Origin of the sequence: Rickettsia finnyi (genome assembly GCF_049668125.1) — a bacterium.
In the GTDB taxonomy this organism is placed as follows: domain Bacteria; phylum Pseudomonadota; class Alphaproteobacteria; order Rickettsiales; family Rickettsiaceae; genus Rickettsia; species Rickettsia kotlanii.
Genome location: NZ_CP187160.1, coordinates 979,980 through 1,001,350, shown reverse-complemented (window position 1 = coordinate 1,001,350; position 21,371 = coordinate 979,980). Strand labels below are relative to the sequence as shown.

The following is a 21,371-nucleotide window of genomic DNA, read 5'->3' as shown; positions in this document are numbered from 1 at the left end:
TCTTTTGTTTAGAAATCAAAAGTAAAATAATTATAGTAGTTTTAACTATTGCTAAAAATCATTATTTCAGCTATTTTAAAGCTGTTTCTTTAAATTAGATTAATATGTCACAAAAATTAGGTTTCTGGGCGGTTTTTGCCTTAGTAACCGGCAGTCAAATCGGTACTAGCGTTTTTATATTGCCGTTAAGTTTAGCACCGTTCGGTATATACAGCATTTGGGGCTGGGTACTTTCATTATTCGGTGCTATGAGTATAGCACTTGTATTTTCTACCCTTTGTGCCAAATTTCCTAAAACAGGAGGTCCGCACGTTTATGTACGGGAAAATTTCGGGGATAAAATAGCTTTTTTCACTGGTTGGACTTACTGGGTTATATCCTTTGTCAGTACAAGTATAGTAGTCATTTCGGCAATAGGTTATCTAACGCCTTTTTTTAAATCACAAGCGATTTTAGACTTAATATTACAGATCGTATTATTAGGTGCTATTATGGTTTTAAATTTAAAAGGTCCTGAAGTAGCAGGAAAAGCAGAGTTTTATTTAACTCTCTTAAAATTTGTTCCATTGCTTGTAGTAGGTTTATGTGCTTTGTCACGTTTTAATATAGATAATATAACTATTGCCGAGGAAGTAGAGAATTTAAGTATTCCGAGCATTATAGGAAGAGTTGCACTTCTTACTTTTTGGGGATTTATCGGCGTAGAATGTGCAACTACCACGGCAGGTGCGGTAAAAGATCCGGCAAAAACCATTCCACGAGCCATAATAGTTGGAACTTTTTGCGTAGCAGTGTTATATATTATTAATAGCATAGGTATAATGGGATTAATCCCTGCTTCTGAACTTATTAGTGCTAAAGCTCCTTATGCCGATGCCGCTTCATTATTATTCGGAGATAAATGGTCAAGCGTAATTACGGTTATAGCCTCGATTATATGTATAGGTACGCTCAATGCTTGGGTGCTAACTAGCGGACAGATAGCTCTTGGGCTTGCAGAAGACGGTTTATTACCGAAATTTTTTGCTAAGAAAAATAGCAATAACGCTCCAACTCACGGAATTATTGTAAGCTGCCTTGGCATTGTGCCGTTATTAGTCTTTACGGCAAATGATAATTTTGCCAAACAGATTACACAAATAATAGATTTCTCGGCAATAACATTCTTATTCGTCTATTTAATTTGTAGCTTAGCTTTCTTAAAGGTGATTTTTAGCTCAAAAGAAAATTTTTCTTATTATTATTTACTTATAGCTATAATATCGATTATCTTTTGTGCGTGGGTTATCTATGAAACACCTGTTAAAACTCTGATTATAGCTAGTTCTTTTACTATCTTTGGTATTCCTTTGTATTATGGATGGTATAAATGTCATCCCCGTCTATGAGCGTTGCCTATTTGGATACTGAGCCGTCATTGCGAGCGACTGCAAGGAGCGTGGCAATCCAGAAAAAATAATAAAAAAATTCTGTAAATCAGAATTTTTTAACTGGATTGCTCCATCAATTACTTAAGTAATTTCCTCGCAATGACGGCTTAGCCTCCAAGCAGGCAAAAGCACGATATAAGAGGTATAAACATGACAAAAATCCGCATTAATCTACTTAGAAATTTATTCACAGAATATGATATAGACGGTTATATAATTCCGTCTAACGATAAATATATGAGTGAATATGTTCCAAGCTACGCAAAGAGACTTGAATATATCACAGGTTTTACTGGTTCAAACGGTATAGCTATTATATATAAAGATACAGCATTATTCTTTACCGATGGACGTTATTTAGAGCAAGCAAATAAAGAGCTGGATTTAGAGCTTTTTAAGCTTTTTGACTTAAAAGATATATCTAAGTTTGGTAAAGATGCAAAAATAGGATACGATTCTGAATTATTTACTTATCCCACTATATCAAATTTAAAGTTCAATTTTCAGAAGATTAATGGAAATTTAGTTGATAAGATTTGGCCAAATCAGCCGCTAGAGCCAAACTCTAAAGTTTATTTACATGATATTAAGTTTGCGGGCGTTAGTCATACTGATAAAATCAGTAAATGTCGTGAAATTTTTTTGAATTCCCGCTTTTGCAGGAATGACACCGAGCAATCTGCCTTAGTCATTCTCGATAGCTCCTCCATATGTTGGTTACTAAATTTGCGGGCTAGTGACGTTGCTTATATGCCTTTAATGTTTGCAAAAGTTATACTCACTTCTACACAATTATATTTGTTTATAAATCCTACAAGAATCGATGCCGAAATTATTAATGCTCGTCCTGAAATAACGATTTTACCGGAAGAAGAATTTGAAAATATTTTAAGAGATAGCGAGAATAAACATCTTTCCAAACCAGCTTATAGAGAGGAACTTAGCGTACGTGAGGATGCGAGTATCGGATCGATGTCTAAATTACCTCTAGAAGTGAAGTTTGGGAAGATGTCTAATATTTTTATTGATGATACTATAGCATCTGTTCATATAATGGACTTAGTAGCTGATAAAAAAGTACAAAAAATTACTGATCCATGCTTAATGCTTAAAGCTTGTAAGAACGATGTAGAAATTAAGCATGCAATCGATTTGCATATTAAAGATGCAGTAGCTTTATGTGAATTTTTTGCTGATTTTTCTCAATGTCATCTCCGTGAAAACGGGGATCTAGAAAAACATAAATTGACCGAGTATTCCCTTGGTTTAAAGCTTACAGAGCAACGAGCTAAACAAGAGGGATATGTTTCGGATAGTTTTCCTGCTATTTGCGGATTTCAGGAAAATAGTGCTATTATTCATTATAGAGCTGACCAAAAAACTGCTAAAAAAATTGAAGGGCAGGGGATATTACTGATAGATTCCGGCGGTCAGTATCAAGGTGCTACTACCGATATAACTAGAACAATAGTAATAGGTACGCCGACAGATGAGCAGAAAAAGCGTTATACGCAAGTACTTAAAGGACATATTGCTTTAGCTAAAGCCAAATTCCCAAAAAATATCATCGTAGGAGCTAATCTTGATATACTCGCTCGGCAATATTTATGGCAAGAAATGCTAGATTATCCACACGGTACAGGGCATGGAGTAGGGAGCTTCTTAAGTGTTCACGAAGGACCGCAAAGCATAAATCTTCATAATAAAACAATACTTAAAGCAGGTATGATCTTATCTAATGAACCGGGTTTTTATATTCCTGGGAAATATGGTATTAGAATTGAGAATTTGATGTATGTAAAAGAAAATAATGGATGGCTTGAGTTTGAGACCTTAAGCCTAGTGCCTTATGCTAGTAAATTGACTGATATGAAACTACTTAATATTGATGAAATAAACTATATCAAGGAATATTATAACAAAATTAGAGCTAAAATTTATGATTTATTATCCACGCAAGCGAGGAATTGGCTTAATAATGAAATAAATTTATTTTTACAATCATTATTGTAATTGACGTTTCTGCTATTTATTGTTATAAAGTCTATTATTTATATTTACATTCTACTTTCTACATTGGGACGTCGCCAAGTGGTAAGGCAACGGTTTTTGGTATCGTCATCCGGAGGTTCGAATCCTCCCGTCCCAGCCAAAGTAATTGTTCTATAATCTATATTATGGAAAATAAATGATTTATTAGTAGTGATGGTGCATTCGATTGGATTTGAACCAACGACCTTTGCCTTCGGAGGGCAATGCTCTATCCAGCTGAGCTACGAATGCAAATGTTAATAAGAGCGATCCAAAATAAATTTAATAATCGAAAACAAATAATCTTTATAAATATTCTGAACCGGAATTTTATTTAATAACTTACTTGCTTCATTTTCTAAGTTACTCAAATAATTAACTGTTGCATTGTAAATTTCATGCTTTACCATTAAGTCATGTATTTTTACAAAGTCATCTTTAGTACGCTTATCACATTTAATTATATTTTCGAGCCAAAGCTGCTTATCTTGCTCTAACTTATTATATAAAAAAATTAGCGGTAACGTAACTTTTCCTTCTAAGAAATCATCGCCAATATTTTTGCCTACCTGTTTATCATTACCCAAATAATCAAGCAAGTCATCTATAACCTGAAATATCGTACCGAGTAATTTCCCAAAGTCCTGCATATCTTTAGAAATATGGTCTACCTGCTCTGCTATAATAGCTCCAACTGCACAAGCAGCTCCAAATAGTTCGGCGGTTTTAGATTTAACTATTTGCTGATATTCGTCTATAGTTATAATACGTCGTTCATTTAACTTCACTAGCTGTACTACCTCCCCTTCGGAAATAATTGCCGAAGCTTTAGCTAGAACATTCATAGCTTTAATAGAGCCGGAAGCTACCATTAACTTAAAAGACTGACTAAAGAGGAAATCACCCACTAAAATACTTGTTTTACTGCCCCAAATAACGTTAGCCGTAGGTTTGAATCTTCTTAAAGTGCTATCGTCTACCACATCATCATGAAGCAATGTGGCGGTGTGAATGAATTCAATGGCACTTGCGAGTTTTATATGATTATCGCCTTTATAATCAAACATTTTAGCAGTTATTATAGTTAAAAGCGGACGAATTCTTTTACCTCCTGCTTCTAGTAAATATTTACCGACCTTTTCTATTAACTCTTCATCACTTTTTAAACAGCTAATGATTAAATTGTTTAACTTAGTTACTTCATCTTTTAAATCTTGTTGTATTTTTACTATAATATTCATGGTATTTTTATAAAATGATGATTAACGAAGTTCGTCGAGTATACATTCCTCTAATATTTTTTGATTAACATTAGGAATTAACTTCATAATTTTTTCTTTTACATTTTCACCGGGTTGCACTTTTTTTACTGCTGCTTGATATAAAGATAAATAATATAAAGGTATAAGTTTATTTATATCATCTATATTACCTATTTTAGCTTTGTTTAAATCGGACAAATCAAACATATACTCAATGCTAGCATCAATTAAATTAGATGAATTCGGGTGATCGGAAATAGTTTTTAAAAATGATTTCAAAGCATTCCCGTATACTTCCTTACTCTCTTCCGAAAAATTTTTAAAATCCCCTACTCCGTATATATATGCACTTAAAACATCTATTATTCTAGAGTAATCATTAATTACTATCGTACCTTTACTGTAAGAATCTTTAAGAGCATTTACTATAGTTTCATTTGTTATATTAAATCCCGATGCGTTTGAATAGAGACTTAAAGCATTTATCTGTGCTCTAGTTAATTTGTTTAATTCAGTCACTAAATTAATATTTAAATTAAAATTATATTCCCTATCTTCAAAAATACTAAAATTATATTGTTTATTATTATTTAAAATATAGCTTAGTTCATTATTAAAATCTTTATATAGCTTATTATCAGAAAGTTTAAATAAATAGGTTTGCTTATCGTAATATTTCTTTATAAACTCTAATGAACCTATTATAAAACCAGGTTTTAGCTTAAATTGCGAATCTACCAAAAGATCAATATTATTATTGCCGAAATCGTTTAACTTACCTTTATATAATAAATTAATATTATTTTCAAAGTTATTACTATTGATTTTTGCATTGGTAACTTCAATGGTTAAATCTTTAGTGATATCTTTAAAATGTACACTACTAGTACTAATCAAGAAATTACCGGAAAATTTGAAATTATTATTCCAAGCGGGTCTATATAATAATAAGCCGGCAGGTATTATTCTATCTTCAAGGTTACTTTGTACTATTTCGGTTTCATAATAAATTTCTAATTTTTGCGGTATGTTATCAAGGAAATCCTGTTTACTTGTATAATACTTACTTTTGTCAAATAACATAGTAAGTATAGTATGATCTTCTTCATATAATTTTTGATTATCGACTAAGTCAAAAATTTCTGTTTTACCGGAAGTAAATTTAATATTTTCTATTAAATTTATAACTTCAAATAAATCTTTTTTAAATCGTACTATTTCAAATAATTTAAAATTTAACGGTATTTTTGTTGATAATATACAGTTTTCATTATAAAATCTTACTCCAAAGCCTCTTTGAACCGGCTTAAATTTTCCGAATGCTTCTCCGGAAAAATGTATAAATAATTGCTGCTTCAGTAAATCATAACCGATATTTATCGGTGTGGTAAATTCAGTTGCTCTATTAATACTCTCTTCTTGCCAATTAATTACTGAAATACCTAATTTGAAAGGAAAACCATATGGCTGAACTTTAGCAAACTTAATAAGATATTGCTGATTAGGATTATTATCAGCCTCTTCTATATTAAGGTTGGTACCGGCATATTTTTGATTTATAGAGTGTGATAAAGAGAACATAATAGTAAACCACAGCCCACTATATGCAAGTATAATAAAGATAGTTATAAATAATATTATTTTAAGAATTTTTTTCATCTTTAAATCGGTATTATAGTGTGATTTTCGATAAGTTTTTTCATCATTGCAAGGAAAAATTGAAAATTTTGACGAAGCAATCTCAGGAGTTTGTTATTATTTCATGAGATTGCCACGCAGTCTACGACTGTGCTCGCAATGACTGGGTGGTATCCACGCAACAATGCCAGCTCGCAGTGACGTTTACTTACACAGCTCTATATATTCCTTATTCAATTTTATAACGTTCCAAATCCATAAACTCATCATAACTATAAAAGTTACTAATAAATATATTATAATAGAATCAAAGGTAGCAGTCGGAATAATAATAAATATCAAAGACTGTATAAATGCTCCAAGCGATTTACCGAATTTAGTACCTATTACCTCTACGGCAGCTTTTCCCTTAATTCTAAGCTCTAAAGATAAAGGAATATACGCCATTTCTTTTGTTGAATCGAATAATGAATATTTGGACGATTTACTCAGTATGTTCTGAATTGCTCCAACAATAATCGCTGCATATAGAAGATTAAAATCACCGAAACATGCTCCTATTTCTTTAATAAAAATTATAAAGATAAAAAACATCAAGCCGGTAATAGACAACATAATAGGAGTGAATAATGCAGAAATGAGCCAACCGAGTCTTCTAAGCATATTACTGCCTATTATCATGAAAGTAACGCATGATATCCCCATCCAAATATTAAACCTGCCCATAAAGTTAACATAGTCTATAGTGTTTGGATGTAATTCTTTTATTTTTGCTTTCCAAGGTCCTTCAACTATATTTATTAATAATCCATAACAGATTATTAATAAGGCAATACGACCTATATATTTTGAGTGAATTACTAATTTGATACTTTCAATTACCGAAAGTTTTGTTTTCATTTTAGCTGTAACTTTTTTTGCATCTAAAACATTTATAGAATCTGTTAAAATAAATCTATTTATTATTCTAAATAGAAGCATAGCAATTATTCCTGCAGTAACAATAATTGACATGATTGGCTGAAGCATTATAGCATTCCCGGCAGATGAATTAAAAGAATCCGGTAATAATTCTGAATCAATGACGTCCTGCCCGCTTGAGAAAAAGACTAGTACGCTGCCTGCTATTATAAGACCGATATTACCGACCATTCCAAGAACAGGATAGAATCTTTTAGCTTTAGAAGTATCAAAAATGTGATTGGCAAACTGCCAAAACATTAAGTTTATGACTACTGCACTCCATAATTCCGCGAAAATATACATCAGTGCATAACTCCATTGACTACCTATTTTAATAAACCATTTAAAATTAGGGTATGAAGCAATTAAGTTATTTATCATTTCATCATTAGGATGATAAATATCTTGATTTGGATAAATAATATAGGCAAATAATAAGAAAAATAGTAAAAAACTGCCGACTATAATGTAGAAAATATATTCAAAATTTAATTTATTACTAAATTTAACATAAAGTATGGTAAAAATTACGCACGAGGGTAATACTAACCATAATTTTAAGAAGCTAATAATTTCAGCCCCCATAGAGGGTACTACTAAACTATCTTTGATAGATCTTAAAGCACCAAAATTAAAAAGGATACATAACATCATTAAAGCCATAGGTATAAATAGCTTTAATTCTTTCCTTTCTATAGGCCACATTATTTCTTTAACTTTTGCAAAGAAAATTTTAGGCGGTAACATTTTTTGTAACCTTACATATTGAAGTTAACTTTTAAATCTCTTAAGTGCTAAAGTCAATTAAAATAATTAATTTATACTACATAATATTTTGTGATCTTAAATTCCTGCTTATCGGTAGTCCATGGCTTAGGTCCTGCATAGTGATGAAATAAGAAAAATATTGAACTAGGCCAATTATCTGTAAATTTTATTTATTTAATATATTTTCAGGAAAAGTAGTCAAATCTATAGAATAATCTTTGGTATATGTCATGGAAGCTAATTTTTCCATACGAGGGTCATTAGAATTCATAACAATATGAAATCTATACCTACCGCCACATATCAAAACTTTACTTTTTTTTGAAGTTCTTAGAATGGGAAAAAGATAGTATAGTAGATATTTTATTTTCCGCTAAATTTAATAATGAAAATAGATATTTATTTTTACTTCTGATCCGTATAGGCTTTTCATTATTTATTAAAGAAATGGCAAGAAGTAGCTGATCTTTTACCAGAATTTATTAAAGTTAATATCGGTATAGATTATATAGAGCTAATTTTGTCCTACACCTTGAATAAGATTAGGGAAAATGATAAAATAGAAATAGACAAAATGCTTAAATCACATTTAAACCCTGCATGCATTAGGAGGAAACCTTATGAATAGCTTAGCTCATAGCTGGAAACAAGAAGGTATTGAAGAAGGTAGAAAAAAAGCGAAAATTACTATGGCTAAAGAAATGAAAAAAAGAAGGACTTTCTTTACATGCCGCAAATAAACAGAATACTCACATTTTTGCATATTAAGCCTATAGGAACTTAGAGCTAAAGGCATATATACTGGATGAACTTCAAAAATTGGCTACGTTGTCTCATAAGTTCTGCGGTGCTCATGTATTAAGTATACGCTTCGCTCCTCGCCTTATAGACTCCTTGCTCTTTTTAAAGTTAATCTTCCTCTATCAATTCTTCATTTACTCGAAGTATATAAATTCATGTTAAATAACTCTCGTTTATGTATCATTTGGTTGTTTGGGCTTATTAGCGGTTTTAATCTAATGATTACCGGTAATACTTTAAATTATTGGCTTGCTAAAGAAGGTATAGCACTGCAAACAATCGGTATATTATCATTCATAACGCTTCCCTACTCTATTAATTTCTTGTTAGCACCGATTTTTGATGTAGTGCAAATTAAATATTTAAACAAAATATTCGGTCAGAGATTATCTTGGATTTGCTTAACTAGTAGTGCATTGATATTTCTTATATATATTTTCAGTTTTCTAGATCCTAGTACTAATCTATTATTATTTGCCTTCACGGCTTTAATTATTGCTTTTTTTAGTGCTGCACAAGATACTATATTAAGTGCTTTAAGAACGGAAATAGTACCTAAAGAATCACTTGGGTTTACTTCAGGAATATATATATTCGGTTATCGGGTCGGTATGCTTTTAGCCGGTTCCGGAGCTATTTATTTATCTATTTATTTAACATTTAATGAAATATATAAAATCTTTGCCGGTTTAGTATTTATTTATTTAATTTTATTGATTGTAGGAATTAAGTATTGTTATTTAAACGAGAACATACATATACAGATAATCAAGAATGATATAAAAAATAATCAAAATAAAAAAAACATAATAAATGCGTTAAAACCTATAGGTTCTGTTTATTTCATTATTCTTATATTAATTTTCCTAGTATTATATAGGTTACCGGATCACTTAATTAATGTTATGATTAATCCGTTTTTGCTTCATCTTGAGTATGATGCTTTTGAAATAGCAAGCGTTGGAAAGTTTTGTGGAGTTGTAGGAGCTATAATCGGTGGACTTGTCGGCGGTGTTATTATGAAACATAAAAATATATTAAATAGTATATTTTTATTTGGTATTATTCATGCTTTAGGACATATTTTATTTATTTTTCTTGAAATAAACGGTAAAAATTCTTTATTATTATTTATTACGATAGGAATAGCAAGTATTACCGGCGGTATGACGATGACTGCTTATATTGCTTTTATTTCTGCACTCTGTCAAGGTAAATTTCGAGCTACTCAATATTCTTTTCTTTCATCGATGATGGGGATTTCGCGCTCAACTTTTCCTATAATTTCAGGCTATATGGTAGTAAATTTCGGTTGGCAAAATTTCTTTTTATTTACTACTATTATAACTATTCCGTCTTTATTAATATTATTAAAAATAAAAACTAAATTACAATAATGAATGATATATTAAGTATAATATTTTTAATACCGTACTTCCATTATACCAAGTATTTTTATATTAAATCAAAGTGAAAAATATCGTAGCTGCAAAAACGCTCTACCTAGTGTAATTGTTGTTTCGAATGTTATAATATACTTATACATATAATCGTTATACATATAATCGTTTTCAATCATGATTTCTTCTTTTAGAACCTTAGCCTATTTCTATGTGGAAATAAAGTTTAGTTTCTATATTGTGATATCAATATTATTAAACCATTAAACCCATATATAATGAGTATATTAAATATTGGTTTTTACAAATATCAAGGAAATTAAAATTATTTACATATTGGTTATAATATTAAAAATAATTAATAAAATAGGAGCAGTAACAATTTGGAGTATAGCTCTAGTATATATACTTGATAAATTCAATAAAATGGCTATTTAAATGAATAATGATATATTAAGTGCTTTTTTGCATGGCATCGTTTTAGCTCTCGGTTTAATAGTGCCGCTCGGAGTACAGAATATTTTTATATTCAATCAAGGAGCAAAACAGCCAAAGTTTAGCAAGGCTTTACCTAGCATAATTGCAGCCTCAATATGTGATACTATGCTTATATGTATGGCAGTTCTTGGGATATCTTTGTTAATTCTTGAAATTTCTTGGTTCAAATTATCTATATTTATTGTTGGATTTATTTTCTTAATTTATATGGGATATAATACTTGGAATCAGCCGCCTATTGATCTTACAATGAATTCCGGGGCTTTTTCAGCTCAAAAACAAATTTTATTTGCTATATCGGTGTCCATATTAAATCCGCATGCAATTATGGATACAATTATAGTAATAGGTATTAGTGCTTTAAAGTACAGCGGTATTGCAAAAATTATATTTACCTTAACTTGCATACTTATATCTTGGATATGGTTTTTTTCTTTAGCAGTTGCAGGTTATAATATCAGAAGGCTAAATAAAAGTAGTACGATTTTAACTATAATTAATAAAATAGCTGCTATTATTATTTGGGTAGTTGCTTTTTATATTGGAGTACAAATATTGTATGAAATCGGTTTTATTAACTAGACATATTGAAGAAAATAATGAAACTATAAAGGAAATAAGTAAATATAATTTAGATTTACGTGATATTCATTGTCCTTTAATTAAATATAAAACTCTAGATTTTAATATCGATATTTTAGATAATTACTCAAATATAATAATAACTAGTAAATATGCGGCAAGTATCTTAACCGGTCATAACTTAAAACAAGATATTTGGGTAGTAGGTAGTAAGTCAAAGCGATTATTAGGTAAAAAAGTAATGTATACTGCTAAAAACGTGGAAGATTTGATTAAGCATTTCCCTCCTGATTTATATGAGCAGACTATATATTTATCTTCAAATGAAATTACTAAAGATTTACCTAGCAAAATAGCTAGACATATCATTTATAATGTAGAATATTTGAATGAGCTGCCCGTATCTATTATAAAAGAATTTAAAAATAATATTGATTTTATATTACTTTATTCTCAAAATAGTGCTAGGACTTTAGTAAAATTATTACTACAACATAATTTACTAGAGTACTTACAAGATAGTTTAGTTGTAGCCATAAGTTTGAAAGTTGCAAATATAGTTAGACCTTTTATAAAAAATGTGGTTTATTGTTATGATCAAAACCTTAACGATATAATCAAATTATTATCTGAAAATGCACAAATTCGATAGTTTATTTAAAAGCAAAAACATCTTTTTTATAGCAATAGTAATATTTGTCTTATCTTCTTTTACTCTTTATCATAATAGATCCGATATTTTAAAACTGTTTAAAAGTGAAAATAAGGATTTAAGCCAAATTCCTGATCAAGCAGTAGAAAATAAAGCAAATACTACCCTGGAAGAAAAGGAAGCAGCTCCTCTATTATCTACCAAGTCGCTTTTAAATTACGTAAGTTCTTTAAAGTTTTCTGAAGCACCGACTAATTTAGTAGAACCAAAATTAGAAACTGTAGTCAATTCAGTCTCATTCGGATACAAGGAACAAGGAGCGAAGCCTATAACTAATAGGAGAGCGACAAGTGACGAGGTAGGCGTATCACTTGACTATATTAATTACTTATTAAATGTAAATCTATTAGTATATAATTTTATGCAAGATAAGGATTATAGTAAAGAACTAAGAATGGTAAAATCCCGCCTGCTGCCTCAAGATATAAGGAATATTTTAAATAACTTAGAAGCATATAATAATTATCTTTTTTCTAAATCAAGTAGTACGGGAGTGATTTTCCCTACCAACCATAAGTGGCTGGAGAAGTTTATCAAAATTGAAAAAAAAACTTCTGCTATGATGATAAAAGAACAAGATAAAGCTCTAATTTTAGAGAACTTAAACTATCTCATCGATTGTCTTTATTCAGAAAAATTTATGCAGGAGTTTGTAAATAAAGATGTTTAGGTTATTATTAATATGTGCTACTTTTTTACTGCTTTATTTCGGGTTTACTTTTATAGAGAGCTTTGATTCAAAAGTTTTTATTAGTTTATATGATTATAATATAGAGACTACCTTGTTCTTTAGTCTTATTTTAGGGCTTTTATTACTAATTTCTTGTTTTATTGTCATTAGATTTCTAATATTAATTATCGATTTACCATCTAAAATACATAATATTTTTAGTAAACGAAAAATTAATCATGATAGATATGCTTTAATTTTAGCTTTTGCTGAATATATTATGAATAATAAAGCTAAATCTGCTTCTATTGCTCGCAAAAATTTATCTTCTGAAGATCTAAAAGATTCACAAGAATTCCATAATTTAATCTTAGCCGTAACTGAAGAGGATGTAGATAGAAAAATCTCCTATTTTCAAAAACTTATTACATCTAAAGAATTTGTTTTTTACGGTAGCAAAAATCTAGCAAAACTTTATTATGATAAATCTTTGTATGAGAAAGCAGAAAATTACGCAACAAAGGCTTATAATTTCAATGAACTTGATATTGATAATTTAATTACTTTAATGCGTTGTTATGCTAGACTTTCTCTATGGACGAAATTTATTTTTATCACGAATAAGCTCACACAATTTCATAAACATGAGTCTATGCCGGAAATTGCTGAATATTATTTATTAGCAGCGAAGCAAGAAGTAGAAAGTAATAATACGGCTAATGCTATAGATTATTTGGCAACGGCTTTAGATTTAAATTTTTATAACGACGAATTACTAGAATTTTACTTTTATTTAAATAATAAGCTTAATATTAATAAAAAGATCACAATATTAAAAGATGCTTTTCGTATTATCCCCTCTTTAAAATTAGTGCAGCTATTTAAAAAATTTACTTCTCTATCAGATAGGCAAATTTACGAAGAATTAACTCAAGAGTTAGATGCTAAAAAAGATGAAATATTAATTTTGGCAATAGAAGCTTATTTAGAATTGTAGATGTTGTGATATGGATTCTTTATTATGAGCAGTCGTAGACTGCGTGGCAATCCGGAAAAATAATAAAAAAAATTCTGTAAATCAGAATTTTACTGGATTGCTTTGTCAATTGCTACGCAATTTCCTCGCAATAACGACTTGGGTACCTACGCAACAACGCCTGCTCGCAATGACGGATGAGCTGAACCACGCAACAAAAACTAATATAAAAATAATTTCTTTGGGCTCTTACTAATTTCTTCATTTACATTATTATTATGGTGATGATAATTAGATTGAATTGTTATTAAATAAGCATTTATTGCTTTAGAAAATTCTTCAGTTTTATAACGAAAGAAGTGGTCAGCTCCATTGATAATTTTATAATCAACTTTAACATGGGATTGTTGCTTAGATAATCTATTTGCTAGGTCTTTTACATCATCTGCCGATACTATACTATCATTATCTCCCTGTAATATAAACCCTGGAATAGGACAAGGTGAGAGGAATGAGAAGTCATATTTATGAATTGTATTAACCGGTGGCGAAATAGCAATAAAATGATTTATTTCCGGACGTCGCATTACAAGTTGCATAGCTATCCATGCTCCGAAAGAAAATCCTAATATCAGATTAGACTGAGCATTTGGGTTATTCTGCTGTAACCAGTCGAGAGCTGCCCCCGCATCAACCACTTCACCGACTCCGTTATCAAATTGACCTTGTGATCCTCCTACTCCTCTAAAATTAATACGTAAGACGGTATAACCGTTATCTGCTAAAATCTTATAGGCATTATAAACTACTTTATTATTCATATTACCCTCATATAAAGGATGAGGATGAAGAACTAATGCAATAGGGGCGTTAGGTGAGGTAGCTTTTGCATATCTTCCTTCAATTCGTCCTTCCGGACCGTTAAAATAAATTTGCGGCATAATTATTCATAATATTTAATTTGTTCGATATGATATTTTACCACTTTTTCTTATTAGTGCAACTATTCTTAATTAAAATATGATTGTATTGACGCATGCCGCCTATACTAAAATGTAGTCACAGTTGGATTTAATTACAAGGAGTGAGCAGCGCAGCCTATAGATAATAGGAGAGCGACGAGAGACGATGATGTAAGTGAATTCCAATCATTTGACTATAGCGGATAATAATAACTGAATGGAGCTATATTATGAATACAATAGATATTAGATTACGTGTTTCAGCAGATATAAAAATTGAAGCAGCAGAAATAGCGGCGGTTTGCCTTTCAAACTACATATTAAGATGCCTAATGAAAAGACTATAAAAACTTTTGAGGATACAGATAAGCAAATTGGTTTAACTATCTCAAATAATACCAAAGAAATGTTTAATAAGTTAGGCACCTAATGTGTATCATCATTACAAGCAACTACAAACCTTGTTGTACGACTTCTATGTCATTCCCGCAAAAGCGGGAGTCTAGAAAAAATCACCTTAATACTAGTATAAAAATTACAGATTATTGACAAAATAAACCTAAAAAAACAAGTGTTTTATAGGTTTGACTGGATTCCCCCACTTTCGCGGGGGAATGACATATAAAGATGATCTAGGAAAATACTACTCGCTCCACTGCATCTACGCTATGTTGCAATAAATCCTTAGCAATTTCTTTAGTAATCATCTTGTTTAGACCGTTTTTAAGTTCTTGTCTAACACATCCAAGCATTTGCGGTTCTGCTACAATAATCAATTCCTTATGTTTAGTTTGATCAGCAGTATTGACTGTCTAAATGTTTAATAACGCTCTTTGCTACTTCTTTGTGTGCTATATCTTTTAGCAAAGTATGCGGCTCAAACAACGAAGCCGGTGTAGATTTATTTTGGTAAAGGCTTTGTCTTTTTTCTCTATGGTGGCGATGCTCCTCTCAATCCAAAGATAATTTTAAAGGTGTATTAGTAGTAATTTTAACTCCTTGAGCGTCGTAAAGCATCATTTGCTTACTATCTATCGATAACCGCAATTAATTTTAACGGTGCTGTACTTACCATAAATACCTCCATAAGAACTAAGTTGATACTAATTATTTTTAAAACCTAATATGAATTTAATAATTTTTGCTTTTCACTGTTAATAATTTGCTCAACCTTGTCATTAAGTATACGTACGTCTGTTTGCTCTATTTCATCTTTTTCTATTACACCTATAATCTTTATCTTTATAGTTCCAGGTCGCTTAAACCAAAAACCTCTAGGCCAAAATAAACCAGCATTATGAGCCATCATCACAATTGGAACTTTAGTAATTGAAGCAAGCTTTACGGCACTTGGTTTAAATTTTACCGTTCTATCAGGCGGAATTTTAGTTGATTCCGGAAATATTATTAACCATAATCCTTCTTTTATTTTTTCCTGACCTTCTCTTAAAATCTGAGCAACCGAGCTATTAGTACCACGGTCAACCGCAATAGGTTTAACCATCCGAAGTCCCCAACCAAGCAGGGGCATATTAAATAATTCACGTTTTAATACCCAAGAATGTTTAGGAATAATCAGTTGCATAAACATTTGATCCCAAAAGGATTGGTGATTAGACACGACTATTGAAGTAGTCTTCGGTAATTTCTCAAGCCCCTCTACTTCATATTTTAAACCGCAACAAATTTTTGCAAGCCACACAAAAGCATAAGAAAAGATAATGGCAATTCTATATCTTATTTGATAGTTGACATTGAAAAATGTTACGGGTATGTAACATATAAGAAAAAAAATAAATGTAAATAACGATAATAATCCGTAAAATGATAAAATTCTTAAACGCCACAGCATAATTATTAAGATTATTAATTAAAATGGTATTTATAACATAATTTTACAATGAGTAAAATAAAAAGGTATTAAATGAAAAAAACTGTTCTTTCCGGTGTGCAAGCAACCGGTTCTTTACATCTCGGTAACTATCTTGGTGCAATTAAAAACTGGGTCAAAATGCAGGAAGAATATAATTGTTTTTTCTTCTTAGCAGATTTGCATGCTATCACGGTTGATATTAAGCCATTAGAACTTAACCATTCAATTATGGAGGTGCTTGCTGTTTATTTAGCAGCAGGGCTAAACCCCGATAAAGTAACGATTTTTGCCCAAAGTATGGTGAAAGAGCATACTGAACTTGCTTGGCTACTAAATTGCGTTACACCGCTTGGATGGTTAAAGCGCATGACGCAATTTAAAGATAAAGCAGGTAGCGATCAAGAAAAGGCTTGTCTTGGGTTATTTTCCTATCCGGTACTTATGGCAGCAGATATCTTAATATATAAAGCCGATATAGTGCCTGTAGGTGAGGATCAGAAGCAGCATTTAGAGCTAACAAGAGGTATTGCAGGGGTAATAAATAGAAAATTTAACAAAGAAATTCTAAAAGTTCCTGAGGTTTTAATTAGTGAAACAGGCACAAGAATCATGAGCTTACGGGATGGATTAAAGAAAATGAGTAAATCTGATATTTCAGATTTTTCCCGTATCAATTTAAAAGACGATAACGATCTTATTCATCAAAAAATAAAAAAAGCCAAAACCGATCATTTAGGTTTTGTTAGCTATGATCAAGAAACAAGACCGGAAATTAGTAATTTATTAGATATTTATAGAAGTTTATCCGAAGAAAGCTTGGAAAAAATAATCGGTAATTACCAAAACCAAGGTTTCGCAAAATTTAAAGAAGATTTGGCAGAAATTATTATTACAAATCTACAACCGATACGTGATCAATATTTAGAATTAATGAATGATAAAGAATATTTATTAAAAATACTGCACAAAGGAGCAAAAAAAGCAAGAATTAGAGCTTCTGAAACGGTTAATGAAGTGAAAGAACAATTCGGATTTGTAATTTAAATGCATATATTGCAAGATTCCCCTTGAAATATATAAGATTATTTGGTATGAATCTTCTTGGATAGGTGGCCGAGCGGTTTAAGGCACTAGTCTTGAAAACTGGCGTACGGGCAACCGTACCGTGGGTTCGAATCCCACCCTATCCGCCAGCTCACTAGTAAAATCCTAATAAGGAACATGTGCAGTTGCTACTTCTGATTTTAAAAATTCTACGCTCTCTTTACTTAAAGAAATGGTTACTTTTACTGAATCATCTTTTAATAAAAGTTCTCTAAGGTGCGGCAAGAAATCTTTTACTATTTTTACTTCCCCTATTTCTCCATCAGTGTATTTTATCCTCTTGCTCATAAATTCTCTTACCTTTACGCCAGTATCTTGCTCCAAAAATTCTTATATGATTATCTCGGAACATAAAACGGTTTTTTCTTCATCCCATTCAAAAGAAGAATGCATTTTTAGCCTTTAATCGATTAATTTAATAATACTTAGCTCTATACTAAATATCCATATATGGGTAATAAACCATACTATTTAGTTTTAAATTAAAATTTAAGAAAAAATTTATTAATTATTTTATCGCCATATTTCATTATGCCAAAGAGTATCTAAAAATTCTTGCATAGGCCAAATGGTAATTTTGTTATTTTCTAAATTAATTATACGTTTTGTTTTTTCAAAAGATATAACATGTAATTTAAAATCACTATCTTTACTAAATTCTAATAGACCTTTTAAATGATTTTTTTGTATAGAAGAAGCAATTTTAACTTCAAATGCATGATTTTGAAATATAAAATCAACCTCATATCCTTCTTAGTACGCCAATAAAATAACTCATCTCTTTTGTCGTTTAAATATTTATAAGCTATTAATTCTAAGAATACATAATGCTCAAAAGATTTACCAGCATCAAACCCTGTCATTTCCTGATATTCATATTTCCTTAGGTAATTGCTAAGTGCGGTATCGAAAAGGTAAAATTTAGGCATTTCTGTAATAATTTGTCTTTTACTACGTGATCTATACGGATATAATATTTCAAAATATGTTCTAACGGTTTTGCATCAACACTGCAATCTCTTGCTATATTACTATAATTTATCATCTTACCGTTTGAAATGCCTATAATTTCTAGAAACCTTGCAAAAATGCTTTGCTTTTTCTTAAATTTGCTTCAAACTGTACTTCAGGTAAAATATAGTCAGTCATATAAATAGGACGCAAGATATTTATGAATCTTTTTTGATGCAATATAATGATCAGGTATTAGTCCATGATTAAAAATTTTATGTCAATCAAGCTCTTTTATCTCAGAATAGCATAGCGGCAAAAACATATATCTCCAGCTCTTCCGCCAAGTAAATTGCTACCTGTGTTGATTTTAAGTGCCTAGCACTAGAGCCGCAAAGGATAAATTGTAAAGATTTATTAGATTCTATTAAATAATAAACCTCATCTAACTAAGGGAATTTTTTGCACCTCATCAATAATAATAGTTGAGATGCCGTCTTTTGACTTAAGCTCTTCTCTTAAACCTTCAGGATTTTGAAAGTAAACTTTATAGATATCAGCTTGTAATAAATCTATATATAAACTATCCGGAAAACGTTGTTTCAGATATGTTGACTTACCAGTTTTATGTGCTCCCCACAAAAAACAGGACTGTCTTTTTGGTAATTCTAAGTCTAAAAATCTTTGTATTGTCATGATAATATCTTGCAAATTTAGATATTTTAGGAGTATATTCCCTAAATATCTATTTATCTAGTTGATTTAAGAGGTTATCTTGATAAGATTTTTGATAGGATGTTATTCATATTTCAAAAAAATCTTATAATTTACAGCAAAAAAGAATTAAATTATCGATTAAAATTTATTTACAGATAGCTTCCAACATCATTTTAGCGGCTTTTATGCCTGCTTCTGTTGAAGTTTTTATATTGGTAGTTTCGGTATGGAAAGTTATTTTATTGCCGTCAAGGTTACCGAGCATAAAATCGGTTTGTATATTAGACATCTTCCCAAGCTCTACTTCTAGGGGTAATGTCAATCCGGTACTCGCATCTGTGTGATCGCTTTTGTACGCTGCGGTGGCAAGCACTTCCGTGTTTCCTTCAAATGCCTTCCTATACGTGAGTTTGGAAGGATGTCTAGGATCTGCATCTAGATATTGTGAATAAGCAGCAATCGGGGTGCGGCAATGAGCATCTAGATACTCTAAAAATGCTCTTTCGGGTTTTATTAGTTCAAAAGTGGAAAGATGATTAATTTGGTTGCATATCTCAAGCATAGCATTATCGTCTTTTCTAATCTCAACTGCAATGACTCCCTGCCCTATACACGGTAACATCTGTGAATACTCTATCAAATGGCAATACTCCGGATTAAACATCTCTAACCTTTTAAGACCTGTATATGCTAAAATTGTTGCGTCAACTTCGCCGGTCATTAGCTTTTTTATTCTTGAATCAACATTCCCTCTAAAAACCGTTACCTTTAAATCCGGTCTTATTTTTTGGATAAATGCTTTTCTTCGTACTGCCGAGCTACCTATTACGGCATTTTGCGGCAGCTCTTCTATAGATTTATATTTTAGACAAACAAAAACATCTCTGGGGTCTTCACGCTCTAAAACAGCAGCTATTACTAGCGGTTCAGGTATTCTACCCGGTACATCTTTTAAAGAATGAACAGCTAAGTCAATTTTTTTATCAAGCAAGGCTTGTTCTATTTCCTTTAAAAATAAAGCTTTACCGCCTATATCGTATAATGGTTTATTTTGGATTAAATCCCCGCTAGTAATAATTGGCACTATTTCACAATGAATATCAGGAAAAAATTGTTTGATTTGCTGAATAACTAAATTAGTGTGTATTAAAGCAAGTGGACTTTTTCTTGTACCTATTCTGATAGAATTTGTCATTTGTTTTCTACTATTTCAAAAGGGCTAGTAAAACTTAAAACATTACTGTTTATAATTACTTCATGATTCATAATAACCGGATGATTTACTTCTCTATGCCCTATTCCTGCTACTTTATAAGTTCCAATATTTTGAATATGATTTAAACAAAAACTTTTTATAGCTTGTTCTACAAACTCATCCCCTTTAGTAAAATCACCAAAGATTATTGCCTTTATGCATTCAAATATACTGGTATTTTTTAATTGAACTAGATTACGATGCACGGCATAGGCTTTTTCATTAACGTCTTCAAGCAATAGAATTTTATTGTCATCCCCGTGAAAATGGGGATCCAGTATTATTTTTTCTGGATTCCCGCTTCCGCGGGAATGACATAAAGAAGCATAGGAATGAGAATGAATTTGCAAACCAGTACTAATCAATTTAGTTAAAACCGTTAAATTCCCGCCTGTTATTGTACCTGTTATATTTTTCTCACTAATTTTCTTTATAGGTATAAGTTGTATTTCACTCTTTTCTCCTTTAAGAACATTTATTATAGACATAATCCGCCGCGAAAAGCCTCCATTATTTTAACCTATTCATTTTCCATAGCTTCTTTAAACATTCTCAACCTTCCCTCTTTAGAAGCGGCGAAAAAGAGCAATTCATCACCTAAAAAAATCTTATCATCTACTAAAGTTTTAAAACCATGCAACGCTAGTATTTTAATAGCTTCCTTTAATTTATCTTGTGCATCTAGACAGCTTGACGCCGGTGCTATTATTGATATAAAATCTCGTTGTTTATTAAAAATAATTTTTTTCATAATAATGTCATACCGTAGCCTTGCCAA

The 21,371-nt window shown here is 30.8% G+C and carries 19 protein-coding genes, 3 tRNA genes and 3 pseudogenes; 13 read left to right on the top strand and 12 right to left on the bottom strand.

Annotated elements, in window-relative coordinates:
- Positions 1-104 precede the first annotated feature (104 nt).
- From ACPKKV_RS05455 to ACPKKV_RS05440, 4 genes and pseudogenes are all read left to right on the top strand, one after another.
- Positions 105-1,388, top strand: coding sequence for an APC family permease (locus ACPKKV_RS05455; RefSeq protein WP_392506594.1), 1,284 nt, complete (start codon positions 105-107; stop codon positions 1,386-1,388).
- Between the two features lie 3 nt (positions 1,389-1,391).
- Positions 1,392-1,516, top strand: a pseudogene (locus tag ACPKKV_RS05450) (lytic transglycosylase domain-containing protein); the annotation flags it as partial.
- 64 nt (positions 1,517-1,580) lie between these two features.
- Positions 1,581-3,443, top strand: coding sequence for an aminopeptidase P family protein (locus ACPKKV_RS05445; RefSeq protein WP_392506593.1), 1,863 nt, complete (start codon positions 1,581-1,583; stop codon positions 3,441-3,443).
- A 64-nt stretch (positions 3,444-3,507) separates the two neighbouring features.
- Positions 3,508-3,582: transfer RNA gene (locus ACPKKV_RS05440), tRNA-Gln, on the top strand.
- 54 nt (positions 3,583-3,636) lie between these two features.
- Here the strand turns inward: ACPKKV_RS05440 and ACPKKV_RS05435 are convergent.
- The 4 genes from ACPKKV_RS05435 to tlc3 all read right to left on the bottom strand — a co-directional run bounded on the left by ACPKKV_RS05435 (position 3,637) and on the right by tlc3 (position 8,071).
- Positions 3,637-3,713 (bottom strand) — tRNA-Arg (locus ACPKKV_RS05435).
- A gap of 5 nt (positions 3,714-3,718) precedes the next feature.
- Positions 3,719-4,702 carry a polyprenyl synthetase family protein gene (locus ACPKKV_RS05430; RefSeq protein ID WP_392506592.1) on the bottom strand — a complete coding sequence of 328 codons (984 nt, stop codon included), beginning with the start codon at positions 4,700-4,702 and terminating at the stop codon, positions 3,719-3,721.
- A gap of 21 nt (positions 4,703-4,723) precedes the next feature.
- Positions 4,724-6,382: a hypothetical protein gene (locus tag ACPKKV_RS05425; protein WP_392506591.1), complete on the bottom strand. Its 1,659-nt coding sequence runs from the start codon at positions 6,380-6,382 to the stop codon at positions 4,724-4,726.
- 183 nt (positions 6,383-6,565) lie between these two features.
- Entirely contained in the window at positions 6,566-8,071 is a 1,506-nt protein-coding gene (tlc3, locus tag ACPKKV_RS05420; RefSeq protein ID WP_392506590.1) for a nucleotide exchange transporter Tlc3, read from the bottom strand.
- Between the two features lie 342 nt (positions 8,072-8,413).
- Between tlc3 and ACPKKV_RS05415 the strand changes: the two genes are divergently transcribed.
- From ACPKKV_RS05415 to ACPKKV_RS05390, 6 genes are all read left to right on the top strand, one after another.
- Positions 8,414-8,557 carry a hypothetical protein gene (locus ACPKKV_RS05415; protein ID WP_424492213.1) on the top strand — a complete coding sequence of 48 codons (144 nt, stop codon included), beginning with the start codon at positions 8,414-8,416 and terminating at the stop codon, positions 8,555-8,557.
- 491 nt (positions 8,558-9,048) lie between these two features.
- Positions 9,049-10,290: an AmpG family muropeptide MFS transporter gene (locus ACPKKV_RS05410; protein ID WP_392506588.1), complete on the top strand. Its 1,242-nt coding sequence runs from the start codon at positions 9,049-9,051 to the stop codon at positions 10,288-10,290.
- A 441-nt stretch (positions 10,291-10,731) separates the two neighbouring features.
- Positions 10,732-11,373, top strand: coding sequence for a LysE/ArgO family amino acid transporter (locus ACPKKV_RS05405; RefSeq protein ID WP_392506587.1), 642 nt, complete (start codon positions 10,732-10,734; stop codon positions 11,371-11,373).
- Positions 11,351-12,025, top strand: coding sequence for a uroporphyrinogen-III synthase (locus ACPKKV_RS05400; protein ID WP_392506586.1), 675 nt, complete (start codon positions 11,351-11,353; stop codon positions 12,023-12,025). The genes ACPKKV_RS05405 and ACPKKV_RS05400 overlap by 23 nt, the downstream gene beginning before the upstream one ends.
- Complete coding sequence (locus ACPKKV_RS05395) at positions 12,009-12,755, top strand: palindromic element RPE2 domain-containing protein (protein ID WP_392506585.1); 747 nt, start codon at positions 12,009-12,011, stop codon at positions 12,753-12,755. The genes ACPKKV_RS05400 and ACPKKV_RS05395 overlap by 17 nt, the downstream gene beginning before the upstream one ends.
- A complete protein-coding gene (locus ACPKKV_RS05390) occupies positions 12,748-13,752 on the top strand; it encodes a tetratricopeptide repeat protein (protein WP_392506584.1) in 1,005 nt (334 codons plus the stop codon). Before ACPKKV_RS05395 ends, ACPKKV_RS05390 begins: the two co-directional genes overlap by 8 nt.
- Positions 13,753-13,952: 200 nt before the next feature.
- Here the strand turns inward: ACPKKV_RS05390 and ACPKKV_RS05385 are convergent, their stop codons facing one another.
- A complete protein-coding gene (locus ACPKKV_RS05385; protein ID WP_392506582.1) occupies positions 13,953-14,672 on the bottom strand; it encodes an alpha/beta hydrolase in 720 nt (239 codons plus the stop codon).
- 322 nt (positions 14,673-14,994) lie between these two features.
- On the opposite strand from ACPKKV_RS05385, the gene ACPKKV_RS05380 reads away from it, so the two are divergent.
- A complete protein-coding gene (locus tag ACPKKV_RS05380; RefSeq protein ID WP_392506581.1) occupies positions 14,995-15,123 on the top strand; it encodes a damage-inducible protein J in 129 nt (42 codons plus the stop codon).
- Positions 15,124-15,325: 202 nt separating this feature from the next.
- Here ACPKKV_RS05380 and ACPKKV_RS05375 read toward each other — a convergent pair.
- Positions 15,326-15,768, bottom strand: a pseudogene (locus ACPKKV_RS05375) (host attachment protein).
- A gap of 45 nt (positions 15,769-15,813) precedes the next feature.
- A complete protein-coding gene (locus ACPKKV_RS05370) occupies positions 15,814-16,545 on the bottom strand; it encodes a lysophospholipid acyltransferase family protein (protein WP_392506580.1) in 732 nt (243 codons plus the stop codon).
- A 72-nt stretch (positions 16,546-16,617) separates the two neighbouring features.
- Between ACPKKV_RS05370 and trpS the strand changes: the two genes are divergently transcribed.
- Positions 16,618-17,610, top strand: coding sequence for a tryptophan--tRNA ligase (gene trpS, locus ACPKKV_RS05365; RefSeq protein ID WP_392506579.1), 993 nt, complete (start codon positions 16,618-16,620; stop codon positions 17,608-17,610).
- A gap of 59 nt (positions 17,611-17,669) precedes the next feature.
- Positions 17,670-17,759, top strand: a tRNA-Ser gene (locus ACPKKV_RS05360).
- Between the two features lie 16 nt (positions 17,760-17,775).
- Here ACPKKV_RS05360 and ACPKKV_RS05355 read toward each other — a convergent pair.
- The 5 genes and pseudogenes from ACPKKV_RS05355 to ACPKKV_RS05335 form a co-directional block, all read right to left on the bottom strand.
- Positions 17,776-17,958, bottom strand: coding sequence for a hypothetical protein (locus tag ACPKKV_RS05355; RefSeq protein WP_392506861.1), 183 nt, complete (start codon positions 17,956-17,958; stop codon positions 17,776-17,778).
- A 383-nt stretch (positions 17,959-18,341) separates the two neighbouring features.
- Positions 18,342-18,599 carry a DUF4143 domain-containing protein gene (locus tag ACPKKV_RS05350; protein WP_392506578.1) on the bottom strand — a complete coding sequence of 86 codons (258 nt, stop codon included), beginning with the start codon at positions 18,597-18,599 and terminating at the stop codon, positions 18,342-18,344.
- 463 nt (positions 18,600-19,062) lie between these two features.
- A complete protein-coding gene (locus tag ACPKKV_RS05345) occupies positions 19,063-19,317 on the bottom strand; it encodes an AAA family ATPase (RefSeq protein WP_392506577.1) in 255 nt (84 codons plus the stop codon).
- 166 nt (positions 19,318-19,483) lie between these two features.
- Entirely contained in the window at positions 19,484-20,533 is a 1,050-nt protein-coding gene (gene hemC, locus ACPKKV_RS05340) for a hydroxymethylbilane synthase (RefSeq protein WP_392506576.1), read from the bottom strand.
- Positions 20,530-21,344, bottom strand: a pseudogene (locus ACPKKV_RS05335) (LD-carboxypeptidase). Before ACPKKV_RS05335 ends, hemC begins: the two are co-directional and overlap by 4 nt.
- Positions 21,345-21,371 lie beyond the last annotated feature (27 nt).